Source organism: Geobacillus sp. CCR (assembly GCF_052906625.1).
This window is the reverse complement of sequence record NZ_JBREBQ010000013.1, coordinates 57,276-82,512: the sequence shown is the minus strand read 5'-3', so window position 1 is coordinate 82,512 and position 25,237 is coordinate 57,276. Positions and strand designations below refer to the sequence as shown.

The window sequence follows — 25,237 nt, the reverse complement described above, 5'->3', positions numbered from 1 at the left end:
AAATGATGCAAAGGCGGGGGAATATGATTTATTTGGATTACGCGGCAACGACGCCAATGTGCCAAGAGGCGATCGCCGCTTACGCTGAAGCGGCGTCCGTTTACTTTGGCAACGAAAGCAGCTTGCATGACATCGGAACGAAAGCGAAACAACTGCTTGCCTTATGCCGACGCGAACTCGCCGCCATGATTAACGGAGAAGCGGAAGGGATCTATTTCACAAGCGGCGGAACGGAAGCGAACTTGCTCGCGATCCGTTCGCTAGCTGCCGCCTACCGGCATAAGGGAAACCACCTGATCACGACCGAAATCGAGCATGCCTCGCTCCATCACCTGTTCAAACAGCTGGAAACAGAAGGATATACGGTCACGTATTTGCCCGTCGACCGATTCGGGCGCATTCGACTTGCCGATTTGGAGCGGGCGATCACGCCGAAGACGATCCTTGCTTCCATCCAGCACGCCAACTCGGAAATCGGCACGATTCAGCCGCTTGCCGACATCGGCCGCCTCCTGCGGGCGCACGGCGTCCTTTTTCATAGCGACTGCGTGCAAACTTTTGCTAAAATACAGCTAGATGTTCAAGAGATAGGACTAGACAGCCTATCCGTTTCCGCCCATAAAGTGTACGGTCCCAAAGGGGTCGGCGCTGTGTACATCAACCCGCGCCGGCATTGGAAGCCGGTATTCCCGGGAGCGACGCACGAATCAGGCTTTCGGCCGGGAACGGTCAACGTACCGGGTATTGCCGCCTTCATTACGGCCGCGCAGCAGCTCCATCGACGAATGGCGGACGAACAGTCGCGTTTGGAACGACTGCGGAATCGGTTGCTTCACGCCATCGCCGCCAAACAGCTGCCGGTGACGGTGGAAGGCCATCCCGATTTCCGTCTTGCCCATATTATCGGTTTGTCCGTCGCTGGGTACGAAGGGCAGCTTGTGATGCTTGAATGCAACCGCGCCGGCATCGCCATTTCCACCGGCAGCGCCTGCCAAGTCGGGCTGCAAGCGCCGTCGCGGACGATGCTCGCCGTCGGGAAAACGCCTGAAGAAGCGAAGCAATTCATCCGCATCTCATTGGGCGCGGCCACGACCGAAGCGGAGATCGACCAGTTCGTTTCCACATTGGAGCGACTTACATCGGCATGAAAGGAGGAATGGCAGGTGAAAGAGGAAAAGAAAATTTTAGGGGAAAGGCGGCGCCAGCTCATTTTGCAATGGTTGAAAGAAAGCGAAGCGCCGCTCACGGGGGCTGAGCTGGCAGCGAAAACGAACGTCAGCCGCCAAGTGATCGTCCAAGACATTTCACTGTTAAAGGCGCGCAACGAACCAATCATCGCCACAAGCCAAGGCTATTTGTATTTAAAGCCGGCTGAACCGGCCAAAACGTACACGAGGACGATCGCCTGCTTCCATACGCCAGAACAGACGAAAGAAGAGTTGTATTTGCTCGTGGATTGCGGCGTGACGGTCAAGGACGTCAAAATCGAGCATCCGGTCTACGGCGATTTAACCGCCTCGATCATGGTGAGCAACCGCCTGGAAGTCGACCAATTCATCGCCAAAATCGAGGCGACAAAATCGTCGTATTTGTTGCAGCTGACGGACGGAACCCATTTGCATACGCTGGAAGCCGATTCACCAGTGAAGCTTGACGCCGCCTGCCGCGCCTTGAAACAGGCTGGATTTCTGATCGAAGCGTGAACGGATCGCCTTGCGCTCGTCCGTCATTCCCTCTTCGCAAATGCCGTACGTCAGGACGCTGGATAAAGAGAAAATGCGGACGGCTATGACCCATCCGCATTTTTTCGTCTTCGTCAAGCAAAATAATATGGATAGCTGCCCAACAGCTGCACTGTGCAGCCGAGCGCCTCAATTTCCGCGATCGCCCCCGGGATGAGGACGTCATCCATCGGCGCGTCGATGTCAATAATAAAGAAATAATTTCCAAGGCCCGTTTTCGCTGGGCGCGATTCGATTTTCGTCAAGTTGAGCCGCCGCCAGGCAAACGCTGATAACACTTGATGGAGTGCGCCCGGACGGTCTTGCGGCAGCATGACGACCACGGTCGTCTTGTCGCCGGCATAAAGAGGCGAAGCAGGCGAAAGCGGCTCTTTGCGCCGGCTGACGACAATAAAGCGCGTATGGTTGTAATCGTAATCGTGGACGTTTTCCTGCACGATCACCAGCCCGTATTTTTCCGCCGCCAGCCGGTTGGCGATCGCCGCCGCCGGCAAGTGCGGATGCTCGCTCACAAATTTCGCGGCGGCGCTCGTTGACGTCATCGGCACTTGCTTCGCCCCTTTCAGCACCGTATGCAAAAACTTCCGGCATTGGGCAATGGCGTGCGAGTGGGAATACACTTCTTTCACTTCGCGCCAATGCGGGGTGAAATATGGGTGCACCATCAAATGTTGCTCGATGGGCACAACGATTTCGCCGATGATCGGCAACGGCTGTTCGTGAATTAAATAGTCGAGTGTCAAATTGACCGATCCTTCCAAGGCGTTCTCGAGCGGCACCACGGCCGCTTCAATCTCTCCGGCCGCCGCGGCGTCAATGCAATCGGGAATCGTGTCATACGGCTCCCGCGGCTGCGACGGAAAAAGAAGAGCAGCCGCCGCTTCGGTGAACGTCGCCTTCGGTCCTAAATAACCGATTTTCATCTCGTTTGCCTCTCCCTTGCTTTAATACACTCCCGAACCGACAATTTCCACTTTTTCGACAAATTCGAGCTGTTTGAGCTTAGCGAGGAGCTCATCAATCTCCTCGTTCATATCGTTTGTGCTGACCGACAGCGTCACGTTCGCCCTCCCTTGAAGCGGAATCGTTTGATGGATGGTCAGCACGTTGCAGCCGGCCGCCGCCACAACGCCAAGCAGCTGTGACAACGTTCCGGAGCGGTCTTCTAAATGGAAAAAGAGCGTGACGATGTTTTCTTTCGTCACCGCTTGGAACGGAAAAATGGCATCGCGGTATTTGTAAAACACACCGCGGCTGATGTTGGCGAGCTGCGCCGCCTCGGCGACCGAGGCGGCTTTTTTCCGCTCAAGCAGCTGTTTCGCGAGCACGACTTTCTTCATCGCTTCCGGCAGGACGTCTTCGCGCACCAAATAAAATTTTTTCTCCACCGCATCTTCCCCCGCTCTATTCATCCCAGTCGTCGACAAACTCGAACTCGTAATCAAGCAACCGGATCGTGTCTCCGTCTTTCGCGCCGCGCTCACGCAGCGCATCATCCACCCCCATCGCCTTCAGCTGGCGGGCGAAGCGGCGCACCGATTCTTCGCGCGAGAAATCCGTCATCTTAAACAACTTTTCAATTTTGTCGCCCGCCAAAATGAATGCTCCGTCGCTGGCGCGGGTGATCGTAAACGGCGGCTCCTCTTTTTCATATTTGTACACGACGCGCTGCACGGCCGGATCTTCCCGTTCATAAAGCGGGAATTCCGGCGTCGTTTCCAACAGGTCGGCGATGGCAAACAACAGCTCGCGCACTCCTTGTCTTGTCGCTGCAGAAATCGGAAAGACTGGCACCGCATCGCCGACTTTCTCTTTGAAGCGGCGCAAATTTTCTTCGGCGTTCGGCATGTCCATTTTATTGGCGGCAACAATTTGCGGCCGCTCGGTCAAGCGCAAATTGTACTGTTTCAGCTCTTCGTTGATGACGAGATAATCGTTGTACGGATCGCGCCCTTCGACCGCCGCCATGTCGATGACATGGACGATGACACGCGTCCGTTCAATATGGCGCAAAAACTGATGCCCGAGCCCGACCCCTTGATGGGCCCCTTCAATCAATCCCGGCAAGTCGGCCATCACAAAACTGCGCCCGTCTTCCGTTTCGACAACGCCCAAGTTCGGAACGAGCGTCGTAAAATGGTACTCGGCGATTTTCGGACGGGCTGCGGAGACGACCGACAGCAGCGTCGATTTGCCGACGCTTGGAAACCCGACCAGCCCGACGTCAGCGAGAAGCTTCAGCTCTAAAATGATGTTGCGCTCTTCGCCCGGTTCGCCGTTTTCCGCAATTTCCGGCGCTGGGTTGGACGCCGTCGCAAATCGGGTGTTGCCGCGCCCGCCGCGCCCGCCTTTGGCGACGACAAACCGCTGCCCCGCCTCGGTCAAATCGGCGAGCACTTCGTTCGTATCCGCATCGATGACAACGGTGCCTGGCGGCACTTTGACAATCAAGTCTTCCGCATTTTTGCCATGCTGGTTTTTCGACATGCCGTTTTCGCCGCGCGGCGCTTTAAAATGGCGCTGGTAGCGGAAATCCATCAACGTCCGCAGCCCTTCATCAACGACAAAGACGACATCGCCGCCTTTGCCGCCGTCTCCGCCGGCCGGCCCGCCTTTTGGGACGTATTTTTCCCGGCGGAACGCGACCATGCCGTTGCCGCCGTCCCCGCCTTTCACATAAATTTTCACCTGATCAACAAACATGGCTGTTCCTCCGATTCGCTTCCATCATGGTATCATGGCGAAATGAGTATGACTAATACTTATTATTGTATACAGAGTCGATTCCATGATGTCAATATGTACGCAAGCACCGGCCGTCTGCGGGCTGGCGGGACGGCTCAAGCCCAGCCGCCGCTTTTCGGTCCGATTGGATCGATCCGTCCGCACTCCATGAACTCTTCCATGCTCCTTCATCCAATCAACGATCAAGATTCCGCCGCCAAAAGCTCAAGCTCCACCGTCAATTCGCCCTCGCCAACGGCAAACGACGCGAGCCGAAGCGGCGGTGATGGTTCGCAGCGCTTAAGCCAAGTGCGAATGGCTTCGCCATCTCGAAACGTGCCGCAATAATCCAAAAACAGCGCCGCCCGTCGGTCGGACAGCTCAATGGACAAACATAAATGGTTTTCTGTCCGCTCATCGGATTGCGCTTCAAGCAGGTGAAAAAATTGGCGGCACCATTCAGTCAGCTGCTCATCGCACCGCGACCAATCGGCTTCGCCGTCCGTGATTTCATACTCAAGAAAAAGCGGGCGCGGCTCCCAGTTATAAGTCATGACAAGCTCAGCGAACTGCTCGGCTTTCAAGTTCGTCAACCGTGTTTCCTGATGCATCTCGGCGATCATGTCTTCAATGATTTCCTGCACCCGTTCGATTTTATTGAGCGCCAAATGCCCTTTGATGAGCTGGATTTTGTTCAGCCAGTCATGGCGGGCATGGCGCATCACCTCAACGACAGTCCATCGCTTCTCCATCCAACGCTCCCCTATCCACTAAGCGTAGGCTCCCTGCCTCGCTTGGACTTCCGCCTCCATGGGGGAGGCATGTACTTTTACTATAACATTTTTTGACATTGAACGGGAACGATTTTTCTACGCCAAAAAGAAAAAACTCTAACCGAACGGTTAGAGTTTTTTCACATCGATTACGCTTCTTGGCTGACCGGGTAGACGCTGACGCGTTTGCGGTCGCGGCCGAGCCGCTCGAAGCGGACGATGCCGTCGATTTTCGCATACAGCGTATCGTCGCCGCCGCGGCCGACGTTCAAGCCCGGATGGACTTTCGTTCCGCGTTGACGGTACAAAATCGAACCGCTGGTGACGAATTGACCGTCAGCCCGTTTTGCGCCAAGACGTTTCGCGATCGAGTCGCGGCCGTTTTTCGTCGAACCGACCCCTTTTTTCGAAGCAAAAAATTGCAGGTCAAGTCTCAGCATGGCAGTCACCTCCCGCTAGATGGATGTCACGCGGATAAATGTTCCGTAATCGCGTTCGATCGTCTTTAGCGAAACGACCATCGCTTCCAACAACAACTGCACTTTCTCTGCCGCCGCTCCTTCCAGCTTTGGAAGCTCGCAGCGGAGATAGCCGCCGTCTTTGCCGAGCGAAACATGCGGGCTTACGCCAATAAGTGTCTCGATGGCGTTGATCGTGCCGAACGAGACCGCCGAAGCGCCGGCGCATACAATGTCCTGCCCGCGTTTCGCAAAATGGGCGTGCCCTTCCATCGTAAACGCGCGGATGCGGCCGTCCGCTTCCCGTTCAATCGTGACGCGGATCATCTTTACGCGTTGATTTTTTCGATGACGACTTTCGTGTACGGCTGACGGTGGCCTTGTTTGCGGCGATAGTTCTTTTTCGCTTTATATTTGAAGACGATGATTTTCTTTTGTCGGCCGTGTTTTTGTACTCTCGCCGTCACGGTTGCGCCTTCGACTGTCGGGTTGCCGATTTTCACCGTTTCCCCGCCGACGAACAGCACTTTGTCAAACGTGACCGTATCGCCTTCATTCGCATCCAATTTTTCGATGTAAATTTCTTGGCCTTCTTCGACTTTCAATTGTTTGCCGCCAGTTTCGATAATTGCGTACATGCATCGCACCTCCTTCATGGACTCAGACTCGCCAGCGCCAAGGCGGCCCAAGACGGAGCGCTTCATCGCCCGCGCTGAGCGGTTGTAGTGCGGGTGCGTCTTTTTGCGACAGCCGCCCTCTTTTGCCCTTGTTGGCAGGACAAAAAGTCTACAACGTCATCTATCGTAACATAGAAACGGCCGGCCGTCAACCGTCATCTTCGTCCCCCGGCGGGCGATGATGAAACGGTGCAAACGACTATATAGAGAGGCCATTTGAAGCTTTGCCATTTGCAACTTTACCGAGTATTTGATCGACTGTTGATCGACCGAACAACGCCGCTTTCAGACCCATGTATGAGTCTGTGAAGCGAGCGGCTGTTCGGCCTCCCGTCACGCCAAGGTGTGACGAGGGCAAGCCTGTGGCTTGCCTTCGTCAGTCGAAAAATAGATAAGCGACTTTTCCATCAAGGATATGTGAAACTTTTATATATAGCCACGATCAATAGATGAGAGCGCCAAGCGGCGCATCGGCTTGTTTTTCGGCAAAAAACGCATGCAGCAGCTCGTTTTCATCGAGCGTCGCCCGTTCGCGCCCGTCGCGAACGACGATGATCGCATGCTTTTGTCCGCGGTAAAATCGCTGCAGCACGGCCGAGATGCGTTCGTCCGCCGGCGCCGTAATCGTCCGCAGCTTTGTATAGCCGCCTTTGTTTCCATAATACCGCTCAAGCAAAAAGCGCATGACGACATACGGATGCTGCTTTTGCTCCTGCCAAAGAGCATGCGCCAAAAAGGCGGCGATCGCCCATAAATCAAGCTGGCGCAGCGCCAACACAAACAAAAGAACGACGCCGACAGCAAGCACGGCGGCCGATATGGCGACCGTGTTTCGATGCGCATCGCTGAACGGCCGGCGGTAGGACAGCAGCAAAAACAATAACTTGCCTCCATCCAGCGGCCAGATTGGCAGCAAGTTCAAAGCGAAAATGGCCGCATTGTAGCGAAAAAAGAGCTCCCAGCTCCCGCCATCCATCATGCCGGCCTTCCACAAAAAAAACGCCGCCGCTACGAGCCACAGATGCTGGGCCGGCCCGGCGAGCGTCACGATCCACTCCTCGCGGAACGGCCGGTTGCCGTGCTCTTCGACTTCCGCCACTCCGCCGAACGGCAGCAGCAAAATCCGCTTCACCCGCCAAGAGAAAAACGCGGCTGCCGCCGCATGGCCAAGCTCATGAACGAGGACGATGAAAAACAACAGGCAAAGCTGCTTGAAATGGGCGGTAAGCACCGCGATGCCGCCGATCAACCATAACAGTGGGTGGACGTGCAGCTTCCCGAGCAGCGCCATATACTTATTCAAAGGAAATCACCTGAATCGGATCGATAAATTCATCTCCTTGTTTAATAGCAAAATAAAACAGCCCTTTCTGTTTATTTGCCTCGCTCGCCCCGGCCGTGCCAACTTCCTGCCCCATTTCTACAAAATCATACAATTTCACCGAAATGGCCCCCAAACGTCCATACCACGTCTCCGTGCCGTCCGCATGTTGGATGATGACCGTTTTGCCGAGACGGTCTTTCGTACCGGCAAAGGTGACAATCCCTTCTTTCATCGCTTCCACTTTGGCTCCATTCTCGGTTTCGATCGTCACACCCTCCCCGTTTTTTTCAAAACTTTCGAGAATCCGTCCAGAAGCCGGCACTGCATAGGATGAAGCCGTTTTCACCTTTTCTTCCTTTTTCGGGGCAAAAAAAGCGAGCGGCTCACCGAACGTTTTTTCATACCAGGCTGAGACGGCCGCAAACTGAAACTCGGTTTCCATCGTCCGGGCAATAAACTGCCGCGCCGGCTCGAGGGAAGCGGACGGATGCCGGAACAAAATGGCCGTCACTAGCACGAGACAGGCAGCGATGAGTGTTTTGAATAAAAACCATTCTTTGCGGAACAACGGATGGGGAGCGGATTCAAACGAATAGCGGTCATACGTGACGACCGGCAGCCCGTACCGCTCCTCATCAGCGACGCTCCATCTAGATTCTTTTGGATCCTGCCCCTTATATTGACGTTCCCTTCTTCGTTTTTCAATGCGTTTTTTCATCTCACGGACGCGTCGATCCATACGTCCCCCCTCCACCTTTCCAACAACGTTTGTACTAATTTATGAGACAACCTCATGGAATATGAACGAGCGTTTTTCGCCGCGCCTCGCCGAACACGTCCGCGAACAAATCCCTCAAACGGTTTCACACCAACGTTTCGGCTGAGCGCCGCAACCGATCGATACCATCTGCTTCCGTTGTTACAGATCAGGAATTCCAAACAGCACAACAATTATGAATAAAAAAAGAAGGCCCATTCAACGGCCTTCTTGCGCCAACTCTATTATTTCAAACTAAATATTTTCCGAATCTTTGAAAACAGCCCCTTCTCCTCTTCCTCAAGCGGCGGCAGCGGCACCGACTCGCCGAGGATGCGGCGGGCAATGTTGCGGAAGGCGATCGACGCTTTGCTGTTTGGGTCCAGCACAATCGGCTCGCCGCGGTTCGACGCTTTGATCACGTTTTCATCGTCGGCGATAATGCCGAGCAACTCGATCGATAAATGCGAGATGATTTCGTCGACATCCAACATATCGCCGTTTTTCACCATATGGCTGCGAATGCGGTTGATGATGAGGCGCGGCGGTTTGACGTGCTCCTCCGCTTCAAGCAAGCCGATGATGCGGTCGGCGTCGCGGACCGCCGACACTTCCGGCGTCGTGACGACGATCGCTTCGTCCGCGCCGGCGACAGCGTTGCGATAGCCTTGTTCGATTCCAGCCGGACAGTCGATGAGCACATAATCGTATTCCTGTTTCAGCTCCTCAATGAGCTGTTTCATTTGCGCGGGGTTGACCGCCGACTTATCGCTCGTTTGCGCGGCCGGCAACAAATACAAATGGTTATCGAACCGCTTGTCTTTCACAAGCGCCTTCTGCACCGTGCAACGCCCCTCCACGACATCGACCAAATCATAAATAATTCGGTTCTCAAGCCCAAGCACGACATCGAGGTTGCGCAGCCCGATGTCGGTGTCGACAAGGCACACCCGCTTCCCTAGAATGGCGAGGGCCGTCCCAAGGTTCGCGGTCGTCGTCGTTTTGCCGACGCCGCCTTTTCCGGAAGTGATGACGATCGCTTCTCCCACGGTCACATTCTCCTTTCTAAGCGCGTCAAATTCGGCCGCAAATGCATAAGCAGCTGAAGGCGGTCGACAACAATTTGGTTATGCTCATCAATATAGGCGCATTCCATTTCATTTCCTTCATCCGTTTTCGAATCGGGCGCTCGGCTCATGATGTCGCCGATGCGCAGCTGCATCGGTTTCATGACCGATGCAGCGATGATCGCCTGTTTATTGCCGGCATACCCGGCATGGGCGATGCCGCGCAAGGCGCCGAGGATGAAAATGTTGCCTCCGGCAATGACCGTTCCGCCAGGGTTCACGTCGCCGATCAGCAGCAAATCCCCTTCGACATGAAGCACTTGTCCCGAACGGACAATGCGCGAAACGGGCACAATTTCCGTTTTTCTCATCCATTCTATCGCTTCTGCTTTCGACATGACATTGCTTTCGATCGAATCGACGACCAAATTTTTTGAACGGCGGATGAGCGCACGCACCTCTTCCTCTTGGGCAGGCGTCAAATAGCGGTTCCCAATTTTCAGATGAACAGAGACAAGGGGGCTGTCTGGCGCGACGCCAGCTTGTTTGACAAGCCGCTCCTCGATTTCTTTCAATAAATCGTCATACGAGCAGCGGTCGTCGAGATGCAGCGTCAGCCCATCTTTCGTCCCTTTAATCGTCACATACTGCTGCTTTTGTTTCGCCACAACGTTCACCCCAACGAATAATTCTACAAAACGGGCTGTTTTTCCTCTTTTATTCTTCCTGCTCAAACCGGCGAATTTTGGCCAATCGCCGTTCGAGCGGGTACGAAAAGACGAGCAAAAACGCGACGTTCAGAAGCAGCGTCGGCCATAGACGGCGGTCCCAAAAAACAGAAAACGACCAATCAGTCCGCCCGATCAACAGCTGGATGCCGTAGACATAACTGTCAAGCAGCACAATGGAAAGCAGCGACAAGAGCGATGCAACGAACCAGTTTTGGTGGAACCATTTCATCGCTTTGCCCGCCAAGTAGGCGATAAGCGTATAGGCAAACGCATAAACACCGAGCAGCTCTGTGTAGACGCAGTCATACAGAAAACCGAAGATGAACCCGTACCCCATCGCCCGCGTCCCGCCGAAATGCATCGCTGTGAACACGAGAAAAACAAGAAAAAACCGGGGAACAAAAAAATAGTGGACATACAAGTCGCCTTTTGGCCATACATCAACAAACAGGCTCTCACTCACAAAACATAACACCGCAAGGAAAGGGAGACGCCACTTGTTCACTTTGCCTCCTCCTTTTCCTGCAGTGCTGCATCGATGGTTCGTTTCACAATCATGACGTCGTCAATATCATACAAGTTGGCAAACGGCTTGACATAGACGACTTTCGTCAATCCGTATTGGTCCGGCTTGATCTCGGTCACCTCACCGATCGGCAGTCCTTTCGGAAACACGCCGCCAAGGCCGGAAGTCAACACTTTTTGCCTTTTTTCCACTTTGGCGTCAATCGGAATTTCTCCGAGCAGCAACTCGCGCCGCTTCTCATCGTAGCCTTCGATCAACCCAAACACGTTTTCCTTTCCTTGGATATAAGCGGAAATGCGGTTGTTTTGGTCAAGCGCGCTTAACAGCTGCACAGTGGACGTAAATTGGGAAGCGTGCTGCACCTTGCCGACAAGCCCCGCTGGGGTGATGACGGCCATATCTTTTTTCACGCCGTGTTGCTCGCCTTTGTTGATGATGATCGTTTCCCGCCAACGATCCGGGTTCCGCCCGATCACCGTCGCCTGAATCGAAACAAAATCACGCAAGCTCTCTTTTTTATCGAGCAACGCGCGCAGCCGTTCGTTTTCTTGCCGCAGCGCCTCGACCTCGGTCTCAAGCGCCGCATATTCCTCAAGTCTTGCCTTCAGCAGTTCGTTTTCCTTATATGTACGGCGAAGATCGCTCACATTTTCAAAGAAGCCCGCGATCTCCTCGGCGGGCTTCCCAAACAGAAGCTGAACAAAACCGACCGTATCTTTTACAAACTGCTCCGGCCACGTCAACTCTTCGCGGCTGCGCAAGGAAAAGCCGATCAACATGACAAGGATGACGATGCTGACGAGCAAAAAAATGAGACGCTTATTCCCAAAAAGCTGTGGCATGCGTCACACCTTCTTACCGTCAGCGATGGTCTCTCGCCTTGTTTTTAAACAAGTCGATGTGGTCGAGCGCTTTCCCGGTGCCAATGGCCACGCAATCAAGCGGATTTTCCGCGACGATGACCGGCATGTCCGTCTCTTTGCTGATGACCTTGTCCAAGTTGCGCAACAAAGCGCCGCCGCCTGTCAGCACGATGCCGCGGTCCATAATGTCAGCCGCCAGCTCCGGCGGTGTTTTTTCGAGCGTGTTTTTCACCGACTCGACGATCGCATAGACCGTATCGTGCAGCGCCTCAGCCACTTCTTCGGCGCTGATTTCGATCGTTTTTGGCAGCCCAGTGAGCAAGTCGCGGCCGCGAATTTCCATGTTTCCGATTCCTTCCGGATTTCCGGCTGAGCCGATCTCGACTTTAATCGCCTCCGCCGTCCGTTCTCCGATCATCAAATTGTACGTTTTTCGGATGTATTGAATGATCGCCTCATCCATTTCATCGCCGGCGATGCGGATCGACTGGCTCGTCACGATGCCGCCGAGCGAAATCACGGCCACTTCAGTCGTACCGCCGCCGATGTCGACGACCATGCTCCCGGTCGGCTCCCACACCGGCAAATTGGCGCCGATCGCGGCCGCAAATGGTTCTTCAATCGTATAGGCATCGCGTGCTCCAGCCTGGCGCGTCGCATCGATGACCGCGCGCTCCTCTACGGCCGTGATGCCGTACGGCACGCATACCATCACATACGGCTTGCTGGCAAACAACCCTTTCGTTTTGACGGCCTTGCGAATGAAATATTTCATCATCGTCGCCGTCGTTTCATAATCAGCGATGACGCCGTCTTTCATCGGACGAAGCGCCACGATGTTGCCCGGCGTGCGCCCGATCATGTTTTTCGCTTCATTGCCGACGGCGACGATTTGCTTCGTGTCGCGCTGAATGGCGACAACCGACGGCTCGCGCAAAACGATCCCTTTTCCCTTCACATAAACGAGCGTATTCGCTGTTCCTAAATCAATCCCGAGATCTTTCGTCCCAATTCCAAACATATGATCGATCTTCCTTTCCGAAACGAAATGCATATGATTTTCTATTGACAACATGGATCGGATGTCAAGTCATTTATAAATTGTACAACACCGCCCGAACGGATTCGGAAAAACCCATAGTTGATATTATAACTGATTCGACAAAAAATGAGAACCGCTAGACGTAGCCTTTTTCTTTCAAACTGACGAATTTTTGATCGCCGATGATGAGGTGATCCAAGAGCTCGATGCCGATGATGCGGCCGCATTCCGCGAGCCGTTTCGTCACATCGATGTCTTCGCGGCTTGGAGTCGGATCGCCAGAAGGGTGGTTATGCACACAAATGACGGAGGCGGCGGAACGTTTGATCGCCTCTTTAAACACTTCGCGCGGATGGACAATCGAGGCGTTTAAACTGCCGATGAACACCGTTTTGCGGTAGATGACTTGATTTTTCGTATTTAAATAAATGGCGACAAAATGTTCTTGCGATAAAAAGCGCATATCTTCCATGACGTATTTCGCTCCGTCTTCCGGGCAGCGAATCACATAGCGGTCGGCGCAGCCGGACTGGTGGATGCGTCGGCCGAGCTCCAACGCCGCCAAAATTTGCACGGCTTTCGTCGGCCCGATCCCTTTGATGTTCGTCATTTCTTCGACCGTTGCGTCTTTGAGCGGTCTCAGCCCCTCAAAATGGCGAAGGAGACGCTGGGCGAGCTGCACGACCGACTCCTCCTTCGTGCCCGTGCGCAACAAAATGGCGATCAGTTCATGGTCGGATAAACTTTCCGGCCCTGATGACAGCAGCCGTTCACGCGGCCGACTGTCTTTCGGAACATCGCGGATCATCCACGCCATCATACTCCCCCTTTTTTGTTTTGCTTCATCGAAAGATGGAGAGGCTTGAACCGCCCCTCGGTACGACAGCAGAATCCGTTTGCGGGGGCGTTCTTTTGCCAAAAAGCGCCAGACGGCGGCCGCTTTTGCTTTGATCTATGCCGGCGGCCACCCGAGCCGGCGCAATTCCCTCACCGTCCGCGACAGCGGCAGGCCGACGACCGTCAAATAGTCGCCTTCGATCCGTTTGACAAACAGGGCAGCGCGGCCTTGGATGCCATACGCCCCCGCCTTGTCCATCGGCTCCCCGGTCGCAATATAGGCGGCGATTTCCTCGTCATCGAGCTCCCAAAACGTCACCGCTGTTTTTTCCGCAAACGAGGTGATGGACCCTTGAGGGAGTGCGATGGCGACACCGGTCCATACGTCATGCGTCCGCCCGGACAACTGACGCAGCATGGCGAATGCTTCTTCTTCCGTGCGCGGCTTCCCTAACAAGCGGCCAGCGCACACAACGATCGTATCAGCGCCAAGAACATACGCGTCGGGAAAAGAGGACATCACCGCCTCCACTTTCCGGCGGGCAAGAAGTTGAACCGCTTCATCAGGGGGCGTTCCGGGGGGAATCGTCTCATCGGCATGGCTTTCCTGCACATCAAACGGCCAGCCGGCCAGCTCGAGGATCTGCCTTCGTCGAGGGGAGCGGGATGCAAGCACGAACCGTGGAGGCATCGCTCATTCTCCTTTCGCTCGTTTCGGTTCGGAAGATTCACTTGTATCGTAGCAAATTTTGCGGTGAAAGGCAATTTTCTGTATAGATGCAATTTGAAGCATGAACATTTGCAAATTTTACTAGGCATTTGATCGACTGTCGGGCGACCGAACAACGCCGCTTTCAGACCCATGTATGGGTCTGTGAAGCGGGTGGTTGTTCGGTCTTCCAAGCCACAGGCTTGCCTTCGACAGTCGAAAAATGGACAAACGGCTTTTCCGTCAAGGATATGTGAAACGTTTTCGTTGCCATCTATTCTATATAAGTTGAAATTTTGTTTTACATCCAGCCGATCACTCGCCACGTTATATCATAGTCGACTTGTATGGAGATAAATATAGAAACGAAAAATCGGAAATTCTTTATATATGCAATAGGCAAAAAAAAACGGGGCTTCTAGCTCCCTAGCGGCACCAATTCGATATAAGCGGCGAGCGCCTCGAGCAGCTGTTGCTGGGCTTTGGCCAACAGCGCTTCATCCCGTCGCTCTTTGTATGCGGCAAGGGCGACATACGCCTGCTTCAGCGCTTCAACATACCGACCGACTGTTTTGTCGCTTGAAGCGTTGCTTTTTTCTAACGCGTCATACGCCTTTTGGAGCGCCTGCCAGTCATCTTCTCCTGCTTTCCTGCCGCCAAGCAAAGCCGCGGAGACCGCTGCCATATTTTCATACAAAACCTCCCCTTTTTGGATGGCCTCCGACCGGCGCGCCGCCGCTTCGGCGGCAAACGACAGCTCTTTGACATACGTGCTTGGCACCCTTTGGCGGTATTGGTCGTTGACCGTCCGCAACGTTTCCTTATCCGCGCCGACGGCGATATAGAGCGCTGCCGGTTTTTGCCCCGCGACGACGACCGGCACGCCTGCTGTTTTGATCGATTCGGACGCCTGCTTGGCCGCCGCCGCATTCGAATAGACGCCAGCTTGAATGACCGCAATGGAAAACGGCGCTCGTACGACGCTTTCTCTTCCTTCTTCGCCCGCCGCTGTTTCAGGCTTTGTCAATTCCGTCATCGCTTCAGATGCCGGCGACGAAGCAGATTTTTCCTTCGGAATGATGCGCAGCACCGTCATGCCAAACGCCATGCCGACCAACGCAGCGACCAACGCGGCGGCGAGCAGCGACTTGGCTTGAGCCGGCAGCCGCCATGTCCGACGTCTGGCGCTTTTCTTTTGTTGCATCGCCTCGGAAACGGAAATGACCCGTTCATCCGCCTCAAGGGCGGCCGCCTCTTCCCAACCCGTCGTTTCAACATCTTCTCGAACTTGCCCATCCTCCGTAAACCACAGGCCTGTTGATGGCTTGCCTGCGGATGGCCCGCCTTCTTGAAACGCGCTCACTTGGCGGCTGTCATCCGCCTCGTTTTCTGCTCGCTGTCCTTTCCCTAGATGGCTGTCCACCGGATATCCACCCGACTCCTCGGACGGCCGTCCTTCCGACGAACGCTCCACGGTAAATGGGCGGGGCTTGCCGTTGATATTCACCATAATGCGCATGCGCTGCTTGTCCATTTGGCCACCGTCCTTCTTCATGCTTCGATTTCTTTCGCCTATCTTACCACAAACGGAAAAAAAAAGAACAAGACATTTGTCGTCTTGTCCCCGCTTCTGTTCTTCATTTTCCGACATCAACGGTTGCGAATCGCCTCGGTCCCCAGCGCTTCGACGGGAATCGGCTGCTCGCGCCCCTCATAGGTGCAAAGCTGCTTTGTCTCGCCTTTCAAGCAAACGGCGTAATCGATCCCGCCGTCTTCCCGCTTCGTGGCAAGCACGTACGATGGATTCGTTTCCGGCGGCAATACATTTCCGGTAAACGGATCTTCGATTGGATCCAGCAAACCGTTGCCCACCAATTCTCCATACGACAATATGGCAGAAGAACGGGCTGGCAAAAATTCCACTTTCTCGGCGCCGACATACAGCCGCGCCGCTTCATACAAGCCATAAGCATCCGAAACAAACGCCCGCTCGCGCGCCCGATCAATCACCGTCCACATGGCAAGACCGACGATCATCGCCACAATGCCGATGATCACCAACACAGCCAAAAGCTCAATGAGGGTCATCCCCCGCTTCATGCGAATGAGCATATCGGACTTCCACCATCCCCGCTACCGGCCCGAAGACGGCGCCATTTCCACGAGCGGATTGTCTTTGCCGCTTGGCGGAGGGACATCGCGGATGGGAATGAGCTGCTTCCATTTCTCAAGCTGCGGCGCGTAAAAGGCGCGGACATTGATGGAATAGGCGAGCGGTTGCACGTCGACAGCGGTGGACGTCAACTCCGGCGGGCCGGTAAACGTCAATCCTTCCACCGCCAAAATGCGCTCGGAGTGCTCAAGCACCTCTAAAAACCGTTCAAGCTGATAATAGGAGGGAGATTCCACCGTCAATTGGGCGGTAATAGACTGGATGCCGCTTGGAGGAATCAACGCCTTGTCTCCGGACGCCTTGCTTTCCGCTCCATTCGCGTTCCCTTGCGAAGGAGATTCTCCGGTTCCTTGCCCTTCAGCGAAGCTGACGCTCAATAGCCGGCTGTCAGAAATATATTCCGCTTTTTGAAACGTCAGCAACAGTTGGTCGGCGAACGGGCGCACCGGCACTTTCCTCTGCAAAGCCGCCAGGCTCTCTGCCGTTTCTTCTCGATTCCCCGCCGCCTGCTTTTTCATTGCAGCCAACACGTTTTTCTCGCTTTGTACGACCGCCTCGAGCCGATCCATTTGTTCGTAGCGCGGCATGAGCACAAAAACATAGAAAGCGGCAAACAAAAGAGCGGCAAGAAGAAACACCCCGGTAAACACGAGCGGCCATTTTCCAAAACGGCCCATCATTCGTTGTCCCCCTCTTTTCCTGTCGGCTGAAGTTCCAGCTCATATTGCGCGATATACCGCGGCACGATCGTTTCCCCCTCTGCCCCGCCGCTTTCGCCGCTGGCCGAGATGCCGGTCAATTTGACGGCTTTGACCAAATGAACTTCCTCAAGCCGATCTAAATAATAGGCCGCTTCTTCCGCCGCATCAAACTGCACTGTCATCGTCACCGTCTTTTGACCAGCATACGAAAAGTTCATGATAAAGCCGCGCTCCGGCAGTTGTTTGGCCAACGCACGCAACAGCGGCACCGTTTTGAGCGGATAACGGTTCGCCCATTCGACCGCTTTAGCAAGCTCTTGCTCAGCTTGCTGCTGCTCCGTCGTTTTTCCCTTCGCCTCCATCGCCGCCTGCTCAGCGCGCACTTGTCGAAGCTCCCCTTCAAGCACCGCGAGCCGTTGATTCGCACGCTCCATCAGCCAGTAGCCTCCCCCAGCGCCAAGCAGCAGAAGCAAAACGGCGAAGGCCGCCAGCACGGCGCCCGCCGCACGGCGCGGCTCTTTGCGCGGCAGCAAGTTGATGTCAACGATCATGGTCAGCCATTCCTTCTTTCAACGCCAATCCCCAGGCGAGATGATAACGGTCCGGCAACGGATCAAGCGAGCGAGAAAGCCGCTCCGGCGGCACATCAAGCCGCTCTGACATAACGGCAAACACATCGTCAAGCCGCGGATGGTCGCCGGTGAGGAAGAGGCGCGTAATTTGCTGTTTTCCTTGCTGGATGGAAAACGAATAAAAGCTCATCATCCGCTCGATTTCTTTATACACGTCAATAAACGGGTCGACGATCGCCGCCGTCGGCTCCCCGGGCGCCTCAAGCGGCACATGGCGCATAAACTGCGGCAAATGGCGGTGGAAGACGCTCAAATTGACAGCCGATTCGTCAAACTGGACAAGCAAAATGTGGTCGTCCGCCGCGGCTTGTCCGGCAACCAAAAACGGACGATAGGCGCAAAGCGGGGACACATCGGCCGCCACCGGGCGCAGGCCTGCGTCTTCCAAGAGCGCCGCATATTCGGCCACCGCCTCTTCCGGCGCGGCAAACAACAGCACGTTCAGCACCTCGTTTGTTCTCTCGGCCACGACGTAGTCAAACACCGGATCGGCGAACGGAAGCGGAATCGATTCACCAAGCTCCATAAACAAATAGCCGCGTATGTCCTCGTCCGACAAATGAGCGGGAAGCGGCAAATGGCGGATCATCACAAACGGATCGGGAACGACAAAGCGGACACGCCGCCCGTCAAGTTTCCATTCGTCAACACATTCGTCCAAAATCATCGCCAACGTTTCCCGATCGGCGATTTTTCCATCGCGAATGATGCCGGGCGGCAAGGCTCGCTCGCCCCATCGCCTCGCCTCGGGCGGCTGTCCCGGCTTTGCTTCCACATAGCGGAGGACATGATCTTTGATGATGATGTTCGCCTGTTTCGCCTTTCGCCGCCATAACGCCATCTTCATTCCGCTTCCTTTCTGCCGTCTTTACATCATGAGTGAAATATACGCGCGCACGATCGCTTCTCCGAAGAAAAACGCGGTCAACGCCCCGAGTGCGATCGCCGGCGCAAACGGCATCGGCTTGCCGCGCCGCACACGGCCCAACGCCATGCCGACAAGCCCGATCACCGTTCCGTACAACGTCGCCAAGAAAAACGCGAGCAACACCATTTTCCAACCGAGCACAAACCCAAGCACGGCAAACAGCTTCACATCGCCGCCCCCCATCCCGCCTTTGGACAAAACGGCGATCAGCCATAAAAGCGAAAATCCGACCGCCGCGCCAAGAAGCATATCGGCCCACGGCAAAAACGGGATCACAAGCCGTTCAACCAAAAACAAACCGGCAAACACCAAAAGCACCCGGTCGGGGATGAGCATGTAGCGAAGGTCGGAGACGACAATGATGGCAAACAAGCTGATCAACGTCCACGCCACAACGAGCCGCCCGCCCCAGCCGACCCACATCGGCGCGGCCGTAAACAAGGCAGCGGTGGCCAATTCCATCGCCGGGTAAAGGGGGGAGATGCGCCCCCCGCACCCTTTGCACCGCCCACGCTGCACGACATACGACACGACTGGGATCAACTCCCTCGCCGACAGCGTCCGCCCGCACGCCGGACAATGCGACCGCGGCCTGATGATTGACTCCCCGACCGGCACCCGCAGCCCGACAACGTTAAAGAACGAGGCGAGGAGGAGGGAAAGAATAAATAAATAACTTACAACCATTTGTCCTCACTGGGGAAATATTTAAGATTGTTGGGCTGGATTGTTTCTAACTTGGTTACGACCTAAATTGTCCTCGGTAACGGCTCCTCCATCGCTAGTCTGGACGCCTCGTTTACTATTAATCAATTTAACACTATAAGACAACTTATTATTGTTATTGCTAACGATTACATATGAGCCGGTTTTGTCATAACCTACTCCATCTGGGTCTTTTACTGTTTCCAAGTATCCATCATTCTCTAGCTGCTGCAGTTGAACTTCTCTGGTGCTTCCGCTGGCAGGTATAAGACTTTTATCCGCTGTCACCGCAATTTTCGTGGCATTGATCATTTGCTGTGCATTGGCTACATGCGCATCTTTTTTCGAATTGTCAATCAACCCCCCGATCGCCGGAATGGCAATCGCCGCGATAATCCCTAAAATGACGATGACGGCGAGCAGTTCGATGAGCGTCAAGCCGCGCTCGTTTTTCAACACCCGTTTGAACATGGTTCACTCTCCCTTTCTTTCATTTTTAGCCTGTTTTCCCTATTATTCTACAACAAAACAGCACAAACAGGAATATCTTCTTATTTTCTACTGTTGAATATGATTAAAAATATCGTACATCGGCACGATGATCGAAGTGACGATCGTCCCGACGACGCCGGCGAGAAGCACGATCATGAGCGGTTCGATGAGCGATTTCAATCGGTCGGTGGCCGCATCGACTTCCGCTTCGTAAAAATCAGCAACTTTGCCGAGCATGGCGTCAAGCGCACCGGTCTGTTCGCCGATCGTGATCATTTGCGCAACAAGCGGCGGAAACGCCCAATGGCGGCGGAGCGGCTCCGAGAGCGATTGCCCGCGCTCGAGGGAGGTCCGCGCTTCAGCCAGCACAGATGCGATCACTTCATTTTCAACGACGCGCCCAGCGATGGAAAGCGCCTCTAAAATCGGCACCGAGCTTGCAACAAGCGAGCTGAGCGTCCGTGTCAGGCGGGCGAGCGCCGCTTTTTGCACGAGCGTGCCGAACATCGGCATCCGCAGGGCGGCATAATCCAAATAGTACTTCGTTGTCTTTTGCCGCCGAAGAACCACAAACGATGCGTACACGCCGGCAAAAAGCAGGACGACGGCCCACCAATACCGCTGCATCACACTGCTTGCCTTGAGCACAAACTTCGTAATCGCCGGCAGTTCGGCGTGAAACTCGGCGAACATCTCGACGAACGTTGGCACAACGGCGACAAGCAAAAAAATAACGACCGCGGTGGCAATGATGGCAACAGCAATCGGATAGGCGAGCGCCGAGGCGATTTTTTGCCGCGTCCGATGCATTTTTTCAAAATGATCGGCCAAGCGGTCAAGCGTCTCGTCAAGCGTCCCGCTCGCTTCACCGGCGCGCACCATGTTGACAAACAGCGGCGGAAAGATGCGCGGATGATTCGCCGCTGCCGCTGAGAGCGGGTTCCCGCCGCGCAATGACTGTTCGATGTCAAGAAGCGTCTTAGCGAGCGGCTTGCTTTCCGTTTGCTCCGCCAAAATGCGGATCGAATCGACGATCGTCACCCCGGCGCGCACAAGCGTTGCGAACTGGCGCAAAAAGATGACAAAGTGCTGCAGTTTGACGGCGCGGCCAAACGAAATTTCTTTGTTCCATATGGACGGCGGCACTTCGGCAAGCGCCAGCGGGCGAATTCCTTTTTCCCGAAGCTTTGCCGCCGCCTCGCGCCGCGAAACGGCAGTGATCACTCCAGCTTTTTTCCGTCCGCTTCGGTCGCGTCCCTCGTACTTAAACTGCGCCATCGTCCCCACGCTCCCCCGCCAAATACACTTCAGCCGCCAGCGGATCGATGCGTCCATCGGCTGCAAGCTCCTTAACGCTCATTTCCATCGTCTGCATGCCGAGGCTGCGGCTCGTTTGCATAATATTGATGATTTGATGTTCTTTTTCGTTGCGGATTAAGTTGGCGACGGCTGCATTGTTCACTAAAATTTCCAGCGCTGCCGTCCGCCCGGTTTTGTGTCTGTTTGGAAACAAGCGCTGAGCGATGATGGCCACGAGCACGGAAGCAAGTTGCAGCCGGATTTGCGCCTGCTGGGCCGGCGGAAAGACGTCAATCATCCGCTCAATCGCCGCCGGCGCGCTCGCCGTATGAAGCGTGCCAAGCACTAAATGGCCCGTTTCCGCGGCGGTGATTGCCGTTTGGATTGTTTCCAAATCGCGCATTTCCCCGACTAAAATGACGTCTGGATCTTGACGAAGCGCAGCACGCAATCCGGCGGCAAAACTGCCAGTGTCGAATCCCACCTCGCGTTGGTCGATGATCGATTTCCCGTGTTTATGCAAATACTCGATTGGATCTTCCAGCGTGATGATATGTTTCGACATCGTTTTGTTCATATAGTCGATCATCGCCGCCAATGTCGTCGATTTGCCGCTGCCGGTCGGTCCGGTGACAAGCACGAGTCCGTGCGGCTTTTCGGCGATGCGCTTTAAAACATCCGGCAGGCCAAGTTCCTCCAGCGTCGGGATGCGCACCGGGATGAGGCGCACGGCGAGCGACACGCATGACCGCTGTTTAAACACGTTTAAGCGAAAGCGGGAAACGCCGGCAATGCCATACGAAAAATCAAGCTCTCCGGTTTCCTGAAACTGCTGCCAAAGCGGCGCCGGAATGACGGATCGCGCCATTTGCTCTGTTTCCTCCGGGTGCAGGCGCTCATGGCCGTAAGCTCTCAACTCCCCGTTCACGCGAAAAATCGGCGGCGCACCGACGGTTAAATGCACGTCGGAAGCGCGGCATTCAAAGGCCGCGCGCAATAACGCCTCAAGCTTTTCCTTCATCCGTCTCACCCATCAATGCAAAATGGCCACTTTCAGCACTTCTTCAAGCGTGGTCAACCCTTGCTTCACTTTCAACAGCCCATCATCCAGCAAAAAAATCATTTTGTTTTGCAGGGCAAGCTCTCGCAATTTCGAAAACGGCTCGTTGTTTAAAATGACGCGCCGCATCTCATCGGTGACAACAAGCAGCTCGTGAATCGCCAGCCGTCCACGGTAACCGGTCATGTTGCACATCGGGCAGCCGCGGCCGCGGACAAGTTGATGAACCTCAATGCCGCGGCGGGCGAAAATGTCCCGCTCCCGCTTCGTCGGCTCATACACCTCTTGGCAGTCGCGGCAGACGCGGCGCACAAGCCGCTGCGAGACAACGCCGGCGAGCGATGTGGCCACTAAAAACGGCTCAATCCCCATGTCGATCAGGCGGGTGATCGTGCTTAATGCATCGTTCGTATGGAGCGTGCTCAACACTAAATGACCGGTGAGCGAAGCGCGGATCGCCACTTCCGCCGTCTCGCGGTCGCGAATCTCCCCAACCATGATGATGTTCGGGTCTTGACGCAAAATCGAGCGGAGCCCTTGGGCGAACGTCAAGCCGACATTCGGGTTGACTTGAATTTGGTTGACGCCCTCGATCTGATATTCGACTGGATCTTCAATCGTAATAATGTTCACGTGCTCGCTGTTTAAATGGTTGAGCGCCGCATAGAGCGTCGACGATTTCCCCGAACCGGTCGGTCCGGTGATCAAGACGATGCCGTTCGGCCGCTCGATCAAGCGGATGAACCGATCTAAATTAACCGGATTGAAGCCAAGTTTATGAATATCGTTTAACGCTGCGCCCAAATCGAGGACGCGCATGACGATTTTCTCACCGTATACGGTCGGCAGCGTTGAAACGCGCAAATCGACCGGATGAAAATCGATGTCCATTTTGATCCGCCCGTCTTGCGGCACGCGGTGTTCGGTGATGTCCATATTGGCCAAAATTTTAATTCTCGCCGTCAACATGCTTTGCATATGTTTCGGCAGCGCGCGTTCGGTGCGAAGCAGGCCGTCGATCCGATAGCGGATGAGCACTTTCGTCTCCTGTGGATCGATATGAATGTCGCTCGCCCGCTGTTCAACAGCAAGCTGCAAAATTTGGTTCACCAAACGAACGATGGGAGAATCGTCCTCAGCAGCCCGCTCGTCGTCGCGCACCTCAGGCGGCGGCGTTTGTAAAAAATCCTCAAATGCTTCGTCGATGTCGTAATATTTATTGATCGCCCGCAAAATATCGTCTTTTGAAGCGATCGCCGTTTCAATTTGAAACCCGGTCGACAGGCGCAAATCGTCGATGGCAAAAAAGTCCATTGGATCGGCCATGGCAACGAGCAGCCGATCGCCTTCCACCTTGAGCGGCATGACCATATGGCGGCGGGCAAACTCTTTCGGCACGAGGTTTGTCGCTTTCGGATCGATCGGGTACCGGTACAAACTGACGTGCGGAATGCCGAGCTGAAACTCGAGCGCCTCAATCAGCTGCTGTTCGGTGATGTAGCCGCGCTGCAACAAGGCGTCGCCGAGCTTTTGCCCGGGCGCCTTCTCGCGCAGCGCCTCGGCCAGCTGGCTTTCGGTGATCAATCCCGCTTCGACAAGCAAATCACCAAGCCGTTTCCGTTCCTGCTTTTTGCTCATTTTTCCTCCCCTCCGCCCGCATCCGTCTTCTCTTCACTGCCAGCGGCGGGGGCCGATTCCCCGTTGCTCGCCTCATCGCCTTTCTTTGACGCGGTCCCGCTCTCTATATTCCCGCCGCTGTTTTTCGCAGTCGAATTCGGTTGGTTCGCCGCTCCGTTGTTTTCCGTCACCCCATTCGCCGGCTCCATCGTTCCGCCTTCTCCGTCGCCGCTTTGCCCAACATTGCTTTCCGGCACTTCAAGGCCGCGCACGTGAATCGTATACGTTGGCGGATAAAAATCTTCGCTCACCGTTTCTTTGCGCACGAGCCGAGCGCCGTCGCGCACTTCGCGTTCCACCGTCACAACCAGCCCCGGCCGCCCGATCTGTTCCGTCCTCTTCTCGTCCGGCGCCAGGCGCGCGTCATAGCGGACGATGACACGCGGTTCGATAGACTCCGCCTCGCCTAGGCGAATGATATATTGATAGGCAAACGGCAACCCGATAATGGCAACACGCACCTTTCGTCCATCATGCCGGAGAAGAAGCGTGTAGTCGGTCGTGTTTGGGTTGAACCATTCCAAATCGCGGCCGCCGCTAATGGCCGCCTCAAAACCGGGCGTCACTCCATCCGGCAACATACGGCTCGTATAGCGCTCCACGACAGTGAAATTGGTCGCCAGCACCGCCCGGTACACCGCTGAAGCGATCGCATCGGCCGCTTCATCGGACAAATCGGCCTTCACCTTTTTCATATAATCGCCAAACGAAAACAGCTGTTTCGCTTTGATCACCGCGCGCCGCTCGCCAGACAGCCAGCGGACGGCCGAAGAGTCAGGCGCCGATGCGGCCGCTTCGCTGACGACCGGTTGCCGGCCGTTTGCAAACGATATGTAGCGAGCCAAGTCGATCGGAGATGATGGCTTTTGCAGCTGAGCCGCCTGTCCCTCTAAATCCGCCCCAAGCTTCTTGATGTCAAGCGCCGATAACGCCGCCGGCGGAACGATGGCTGCCGCCGCTTGGAGGCATTTTTCTAAATCAGCGATCACAAACAGCGGCGTGCGCCTCCCGTCGACAAACCGCTTCGTGCTCTCGGCAAGACGGAACGCAAACGCGTCCGCCGGCAGGTCAATGCGCTTTTCTTGGTACTGCAAAGAAATGGAAGCGGTCGCCCGCCACTCATTCACCCGCTCGACAACCGCCTGTCGGGCTCTTTCGGGCGTCATGCCGGAGAGTGACACCGGACCGACCGCCGTGCCCGGGCCAAGGCGGGCGTTATCCGGGGCCAAAACATCATAGGCGAAGGTGCCCAGATGCGAAAAAGCGATAAAATAAACGGTGCAAACAGCCATGACAACAAACAATTTCCACGCGGCAGCCTTTTTCACCGCCGACCCTCC

General features: G+C 55.1%; 29 protein-coding genes and 1 other annotated feature. Of the genes, 2 read left to right on the top strand and 27 right to left on the bottom strand.

Annotated elements, in window-relative coordinates; all coding sequences use genetic code 11:
• Nucleotides 1-23: 23 nt before the first annotated feature.
• Together ACVBDQ_RS08775 and ACVBDQ_RS08770 are read left to right on the top strand one after the other, a co-directional pair.
• Nucleotides 24-1,148, top strand: a complete 1,125-nt coding sequence (locus ACVBDQ_RS08775; RefSeq protein ID WP_021321862.1) for an IscS subfamily cysteine desulfurase — start codon at nt 24-26, stop codon at nt 1,146-1,148.
• A gap of 15 nt (nt 1,149-1,163) precedes the next feature.
• Entirely contained in the window at nt 1,164-1,703 is a 540-nt protein-coding gene (locus ACVBDQ_RS08770; RefSeq protein ID WP_014196418.1) for a transcription repressor NadR, read from the top strand.
• Between the two features lie 113 nt (nt 1,704-1,816).
• Here ACVBDQ_RS08770 and pheA read toward each other — a convergent pair whose 3' ends face one another.
• The 27 genes from pheA to ACVBDQ_RS08635 form a co-directional block, all read right to left on the bottom strand.
• On the bottom strand, nt 1,817-2,665 hold the full coding sequence (gene pheA / locus ACVBDQ_RS08765) for a prephenate dehydratase (RefSeq protein ID WP_011232080.1): 849 nt from the start codon (nt 2,663-2,665) through the stop codon (nt 1,817-1,819).
• A gap of 21 nt (nt 2,666-2,686) precedes the next feature.
• Nucleotides 2,687-3,130 (bottom strand): ACT domain-containing protein, encoded by a 444-nt coding sequence (locus tag ACVBDQ_RS08760; RefSeq protein WP_011232081.1) that lies wholly within the window; start codon nt 3,128-3,130, stop codon nt 2,687-2,689.
• A gap of 16 nt (nt 3,131-3,146) precedes the next feature.
• Complete coding sequence (gene obgE / locus ACVBDQ_RS08755; RefSeq protein ID WP_446663175.1) at nt 3,147-4,445, bottom strand: GTPase ObgE; 1,299 nt, start codon at nt 4,443-4,445, stop codon at nt 3,147-3,149.
• 224 nt (nt 4,446-4,669) lie between these two features.
• Nucleotides 4,670-5,218, bottom strand: a complete 549-nt coding sequence (locus ACVBDQ_RS08750) for a sporulation initiation phosphotransferase B (RefSeq protein ID WP_015375495.1) — start codon at nt 5,216-5,218, stop codon at nt 4,670-4,672.
• A gap of 170 nt (nt 5,219-5,388) precedes the next feature.
• Nucleotides 5,389-5,679: a 50S ribosomal protein L27 gene (rpmA, locus tag ACVBDQ_RS08745; RefSeq protein ID WP_011232084.1), complete on the bottom strand. Its 291-nt coding sequence runs from the start codon at nt 5,677-5,679 to the stop codon at nt 5,389-5,391.
• A 15-nt stretch (nt 5,680-5,694) separates the two neighbouring features.
• Entirely contained in the window at nt 5,695-6,024 is a 330-nt protein-coding gene (locus ACVBDQ_RS08740) for a ribosomal-processing cysteine protease Prp (protein ID WP_015375496.1), read from the bottom strand.
• Nucleotides 6,025-6,026: 2 nt separating this feature from the next.
• A complete protein-coding gene (gene rplU, locus ACVBDQ_RS08735) occupies nt 6,027-6,335 on the bottom strand; it encodes a 50S ribosomal protein L21 (protein ID WP_011232086.1) in 309 nt (102 codons plus the stop codon).
• Between the two features lie 14 nt (nt 6,336-6,349).
• Nucleotides 6,350-6,429, bottom strand: a sequence feature (ribosomal protein L21 leader region).
• Between the two features lie 387 nt (nt 6,430-6,816).
• The gene (locus tag ACVBDQ_RS08730; protein WP_119877906.1) at nt 6,817-7,677 is read right to left on the bottom strand and encodes a site-2 protease family protein; all 861 of its coding nucleotides are present in this window, start codon (nt 7,675-7,677) and stop codon (nt 6,817-6,819) included.
• Nucleotides 7,670-8,437 (bottom strand): M23 family metallopeptidase, encoded by a 768-nt coding sequence (locus ACVBDQ_RS08725; RefSeq protein WP_069304424.1) that lies wholly within the window; start codon nt 8,435-8,437, stop codon nt 7,670-7,672. Before ACVBDQ_RS08725 ends, ACVBDQ_RS08730 begins: the two co-directional genes overlap by 8 nt.
• Before the next feature lie 263 nt (nt 8,438-8,700).
• Complete coding sequence (minD, locus tag ACVBDQ_RS08720; protein WP_011232089.1) at nt 8,701-9,504, bottom strand: septum site-determining protein MinD; 804 nt, start codon at nt 9,502-9,504, stop codon at nt 8,701-8,703.
• Between the two features lie 2 nt (nt 9,505-9,506).
• Nucleotides 9,507-10,199 (bottom strand): septum site-determining protein MinC, encoded by a 693-nt coding sequence (minC, locus tag ACVBDQ_RS08715; protein WP_013144614.1) that lies wholly within the window; start codon nt 10,197-10,199, stop codon nt 9,507-9,509.
• Nucleotides 10,200-10,239: 40 nt separating this feature from the next.
• Entirely contained in the window at nt 10,240-10,758 is a 519-nt protein-coding gene (gene mreD, locus ACVBDQ_RS08710) for a rod shape-determining protein MreD (protein ID WP_015375499.1), read from the bottom strand.
• Nucleotides 10,755-11,621, bottom strand: coding sequence for a rod shape-determining protein MreC (gene mreC, locus ACVBDQ_RS08705; protein ID WP_025038978.1), 867 nt, complete (start codon nt 11,619-11,621; stop codon nt 10,755-10,757). The genes mreD and mreC overlap by 4 nt, the downstream gene beginning before the upstream one ends.
• Nucleotides 11,622-11,640: 19 nt before the next feature.
• The gene (locus ACVBDQ_RS08700) at nt 11,641-12,663 is read right to left on the bottom strand and encodes a rod shape-determining protein (protein ID WP_011232093.1); all 1,023 of its coding nucleotides are present in this window, start codon (nt 12,661-12,663) and stop codon (nt 11,641-11,643) included.
• Nucleotides 12,664-12,820: 157 nt separating this feature from the next.
• Complete coding sequence (gene radC / locus ACVBDQ_RS08695) at nt 12,821-13,501, bottom strand: RadC family protein (RefSeq protein ID WP_015375501.1); 681 nt, start codon at nt 13,499-13,501, stop codon at nt 12,821-12,823.
• 135 nt (nt 13,502-13,636) lie between these two features.
• Nucleotides 13,637-14,212 carry a Maf family protein gene (locus tag ACVBDQ_RS08690; protein ID WP_021321859.1) on the bottom strand — a complete coding sequence of 192 codons (576 nt, stop codon included), beginning with the start codon at nt 14,210-14,212 and terminating at the stop codon, nt 13,637-13,639.
• Nucleotides 14,213-14,648: 436 nt separating this feature from the next.
• On the bottom strand, nt 14,649-15,764 hold the full coding sequence (locus ACVBDQ_RS08685) for a stage II sporulation protein D (protein WP_446663174.1): 1,116 nt from the start codon (nt 15,762-15,764) through the stop codon (nt 14,649-14,651).
• Between the two features lie 116 nt (nt 15,765-15,880).
• Entirely contained in the window at nt 15,881-16,342 is a 462-nt protein-coding gene (locus ACVBDQ_RS08680; protein ID WP_011232097.1) for a type II secretion system protein, read from the bottom strand.
• Nucleotides 16,343-16,363: 21 nt separating this feature from the next.
• On the bottom strand, nt 16,364-17,083 hold the full coding sequence (locus ACVBDQ_RS08675; protein ID WP_014196429.1) for a hypothetical protein: 720 nt from the start codon (nt 17,081-17,083) through the stop codon (nt 16,364-16,366).
• A complete protein-coding gene (locus ACVBDQ_RS08670) occupies nt 17,080-17,655 on the bottom strand; it encodes a fimbrial protein (RefSeq protein WP_023633736.1) in 576 nt (191 codons plus the stop codon). The genes ACVBDQ_RS08675 and ACVBDQ_RS08670 overlap by 4 nt, the downstream gene beginning before the upstream one ends.
• Nucleotides 17,645-18,583, bottom strand: coding sequence for a type IV pilus biogenesis protein PilM (gene pilM / locus ACVBDQ_RS08665; protein ID WP_446663173.1), 939 nt, complete (start codon nt 18,581-18,583; stop codon nt 17,645-17,647). Before pilM ends, ACVBDQ_RS08670 begins: the two co-directional genes overlap by 11 nt.
• A 21-nt stretch (nt 18,584-18,604) precedes the next feature.
• On the bottom strand, nt 18,605-19,351 hold the full coding sequence (locus ACVBDQ_RS08660; protein WP_446663172.1) for a prepilin peptidase: 747 nt from the start codon (nt 19,349-19,351) through the stop codon (nt 18,605-18,607).
• A 21-nt stretch (nt 19,352-19,372) separates the two neighbouring features.
• Nucleotides 19,373-19,840: a prepilin-type N-terminal cleavage/methylation domain-containing protein gene (locus ACVBDQ_RS08655; RefSeq protein WP_446663171.1), complete on the bottom strand. Its 468-nt coding sequence runs from the start codon at nt 19,838-19,840 to the stop codon at nt 19,373-19,375.
• An 87-nt stretch (nt 19,841-19,927) separates the two neighbouring features.
• On the bottom strand, nt 19,928-21,139 hold the full coding sequence (locus ACVBDQ_RS08650) for a type II secretion system F family protein (RefSeq protein WP_096224779.1): 1,212 nt from the start codon (nt 21,137-21,139) through the stop codon (nt 19,928-19,930).
• Complete coding sequence (locus tag ACVBDQ_RS08645; RefSeq protein ID WP_318548952.1) at nt 21,126-22,181, bottom strand: type IV pilus twitching motility protein PilT; 1,056 nt, start codon at nt 22,179-22,181, stop codon at nt 21,126-21,128. The genes ACVBDQ_RS08650 and ACVBDQ_RS08645 overlap by 14 nt, the downstream gene beginning before the upstream one ends.
• A 12-nt stretch (nt 22,182-22,193) precedes the next feature.
• Nucleotides 22,194-23,858, bottom strand: a complete 1,665-nt coding sequence (locus ACVBDQ_RS08640; RefSeq protein ID WP_023633503.1) for a GspE/PulE family protein — start codon at nt 23,856-23,858, stop codon at nt 22,194-22,196.
• Nucleotides 23,855-25,225, bottom strand: coding sequence for a VanW family protein (locus ACVBDQ_RS08635; protein WP_318548950.1), 1,371 nt, complete (start codon nt 25,223-25,225; stop codon nt 23,855-23,857). The genes ACVBDQ_RS08640 and ACVBDQ_RS08635 overlap by 4 nt, the downstream gene beginning before the upstream one ends.
• Between the last annotated feature and the right edge of the window lie 12 nt (nt 25,226-25,237).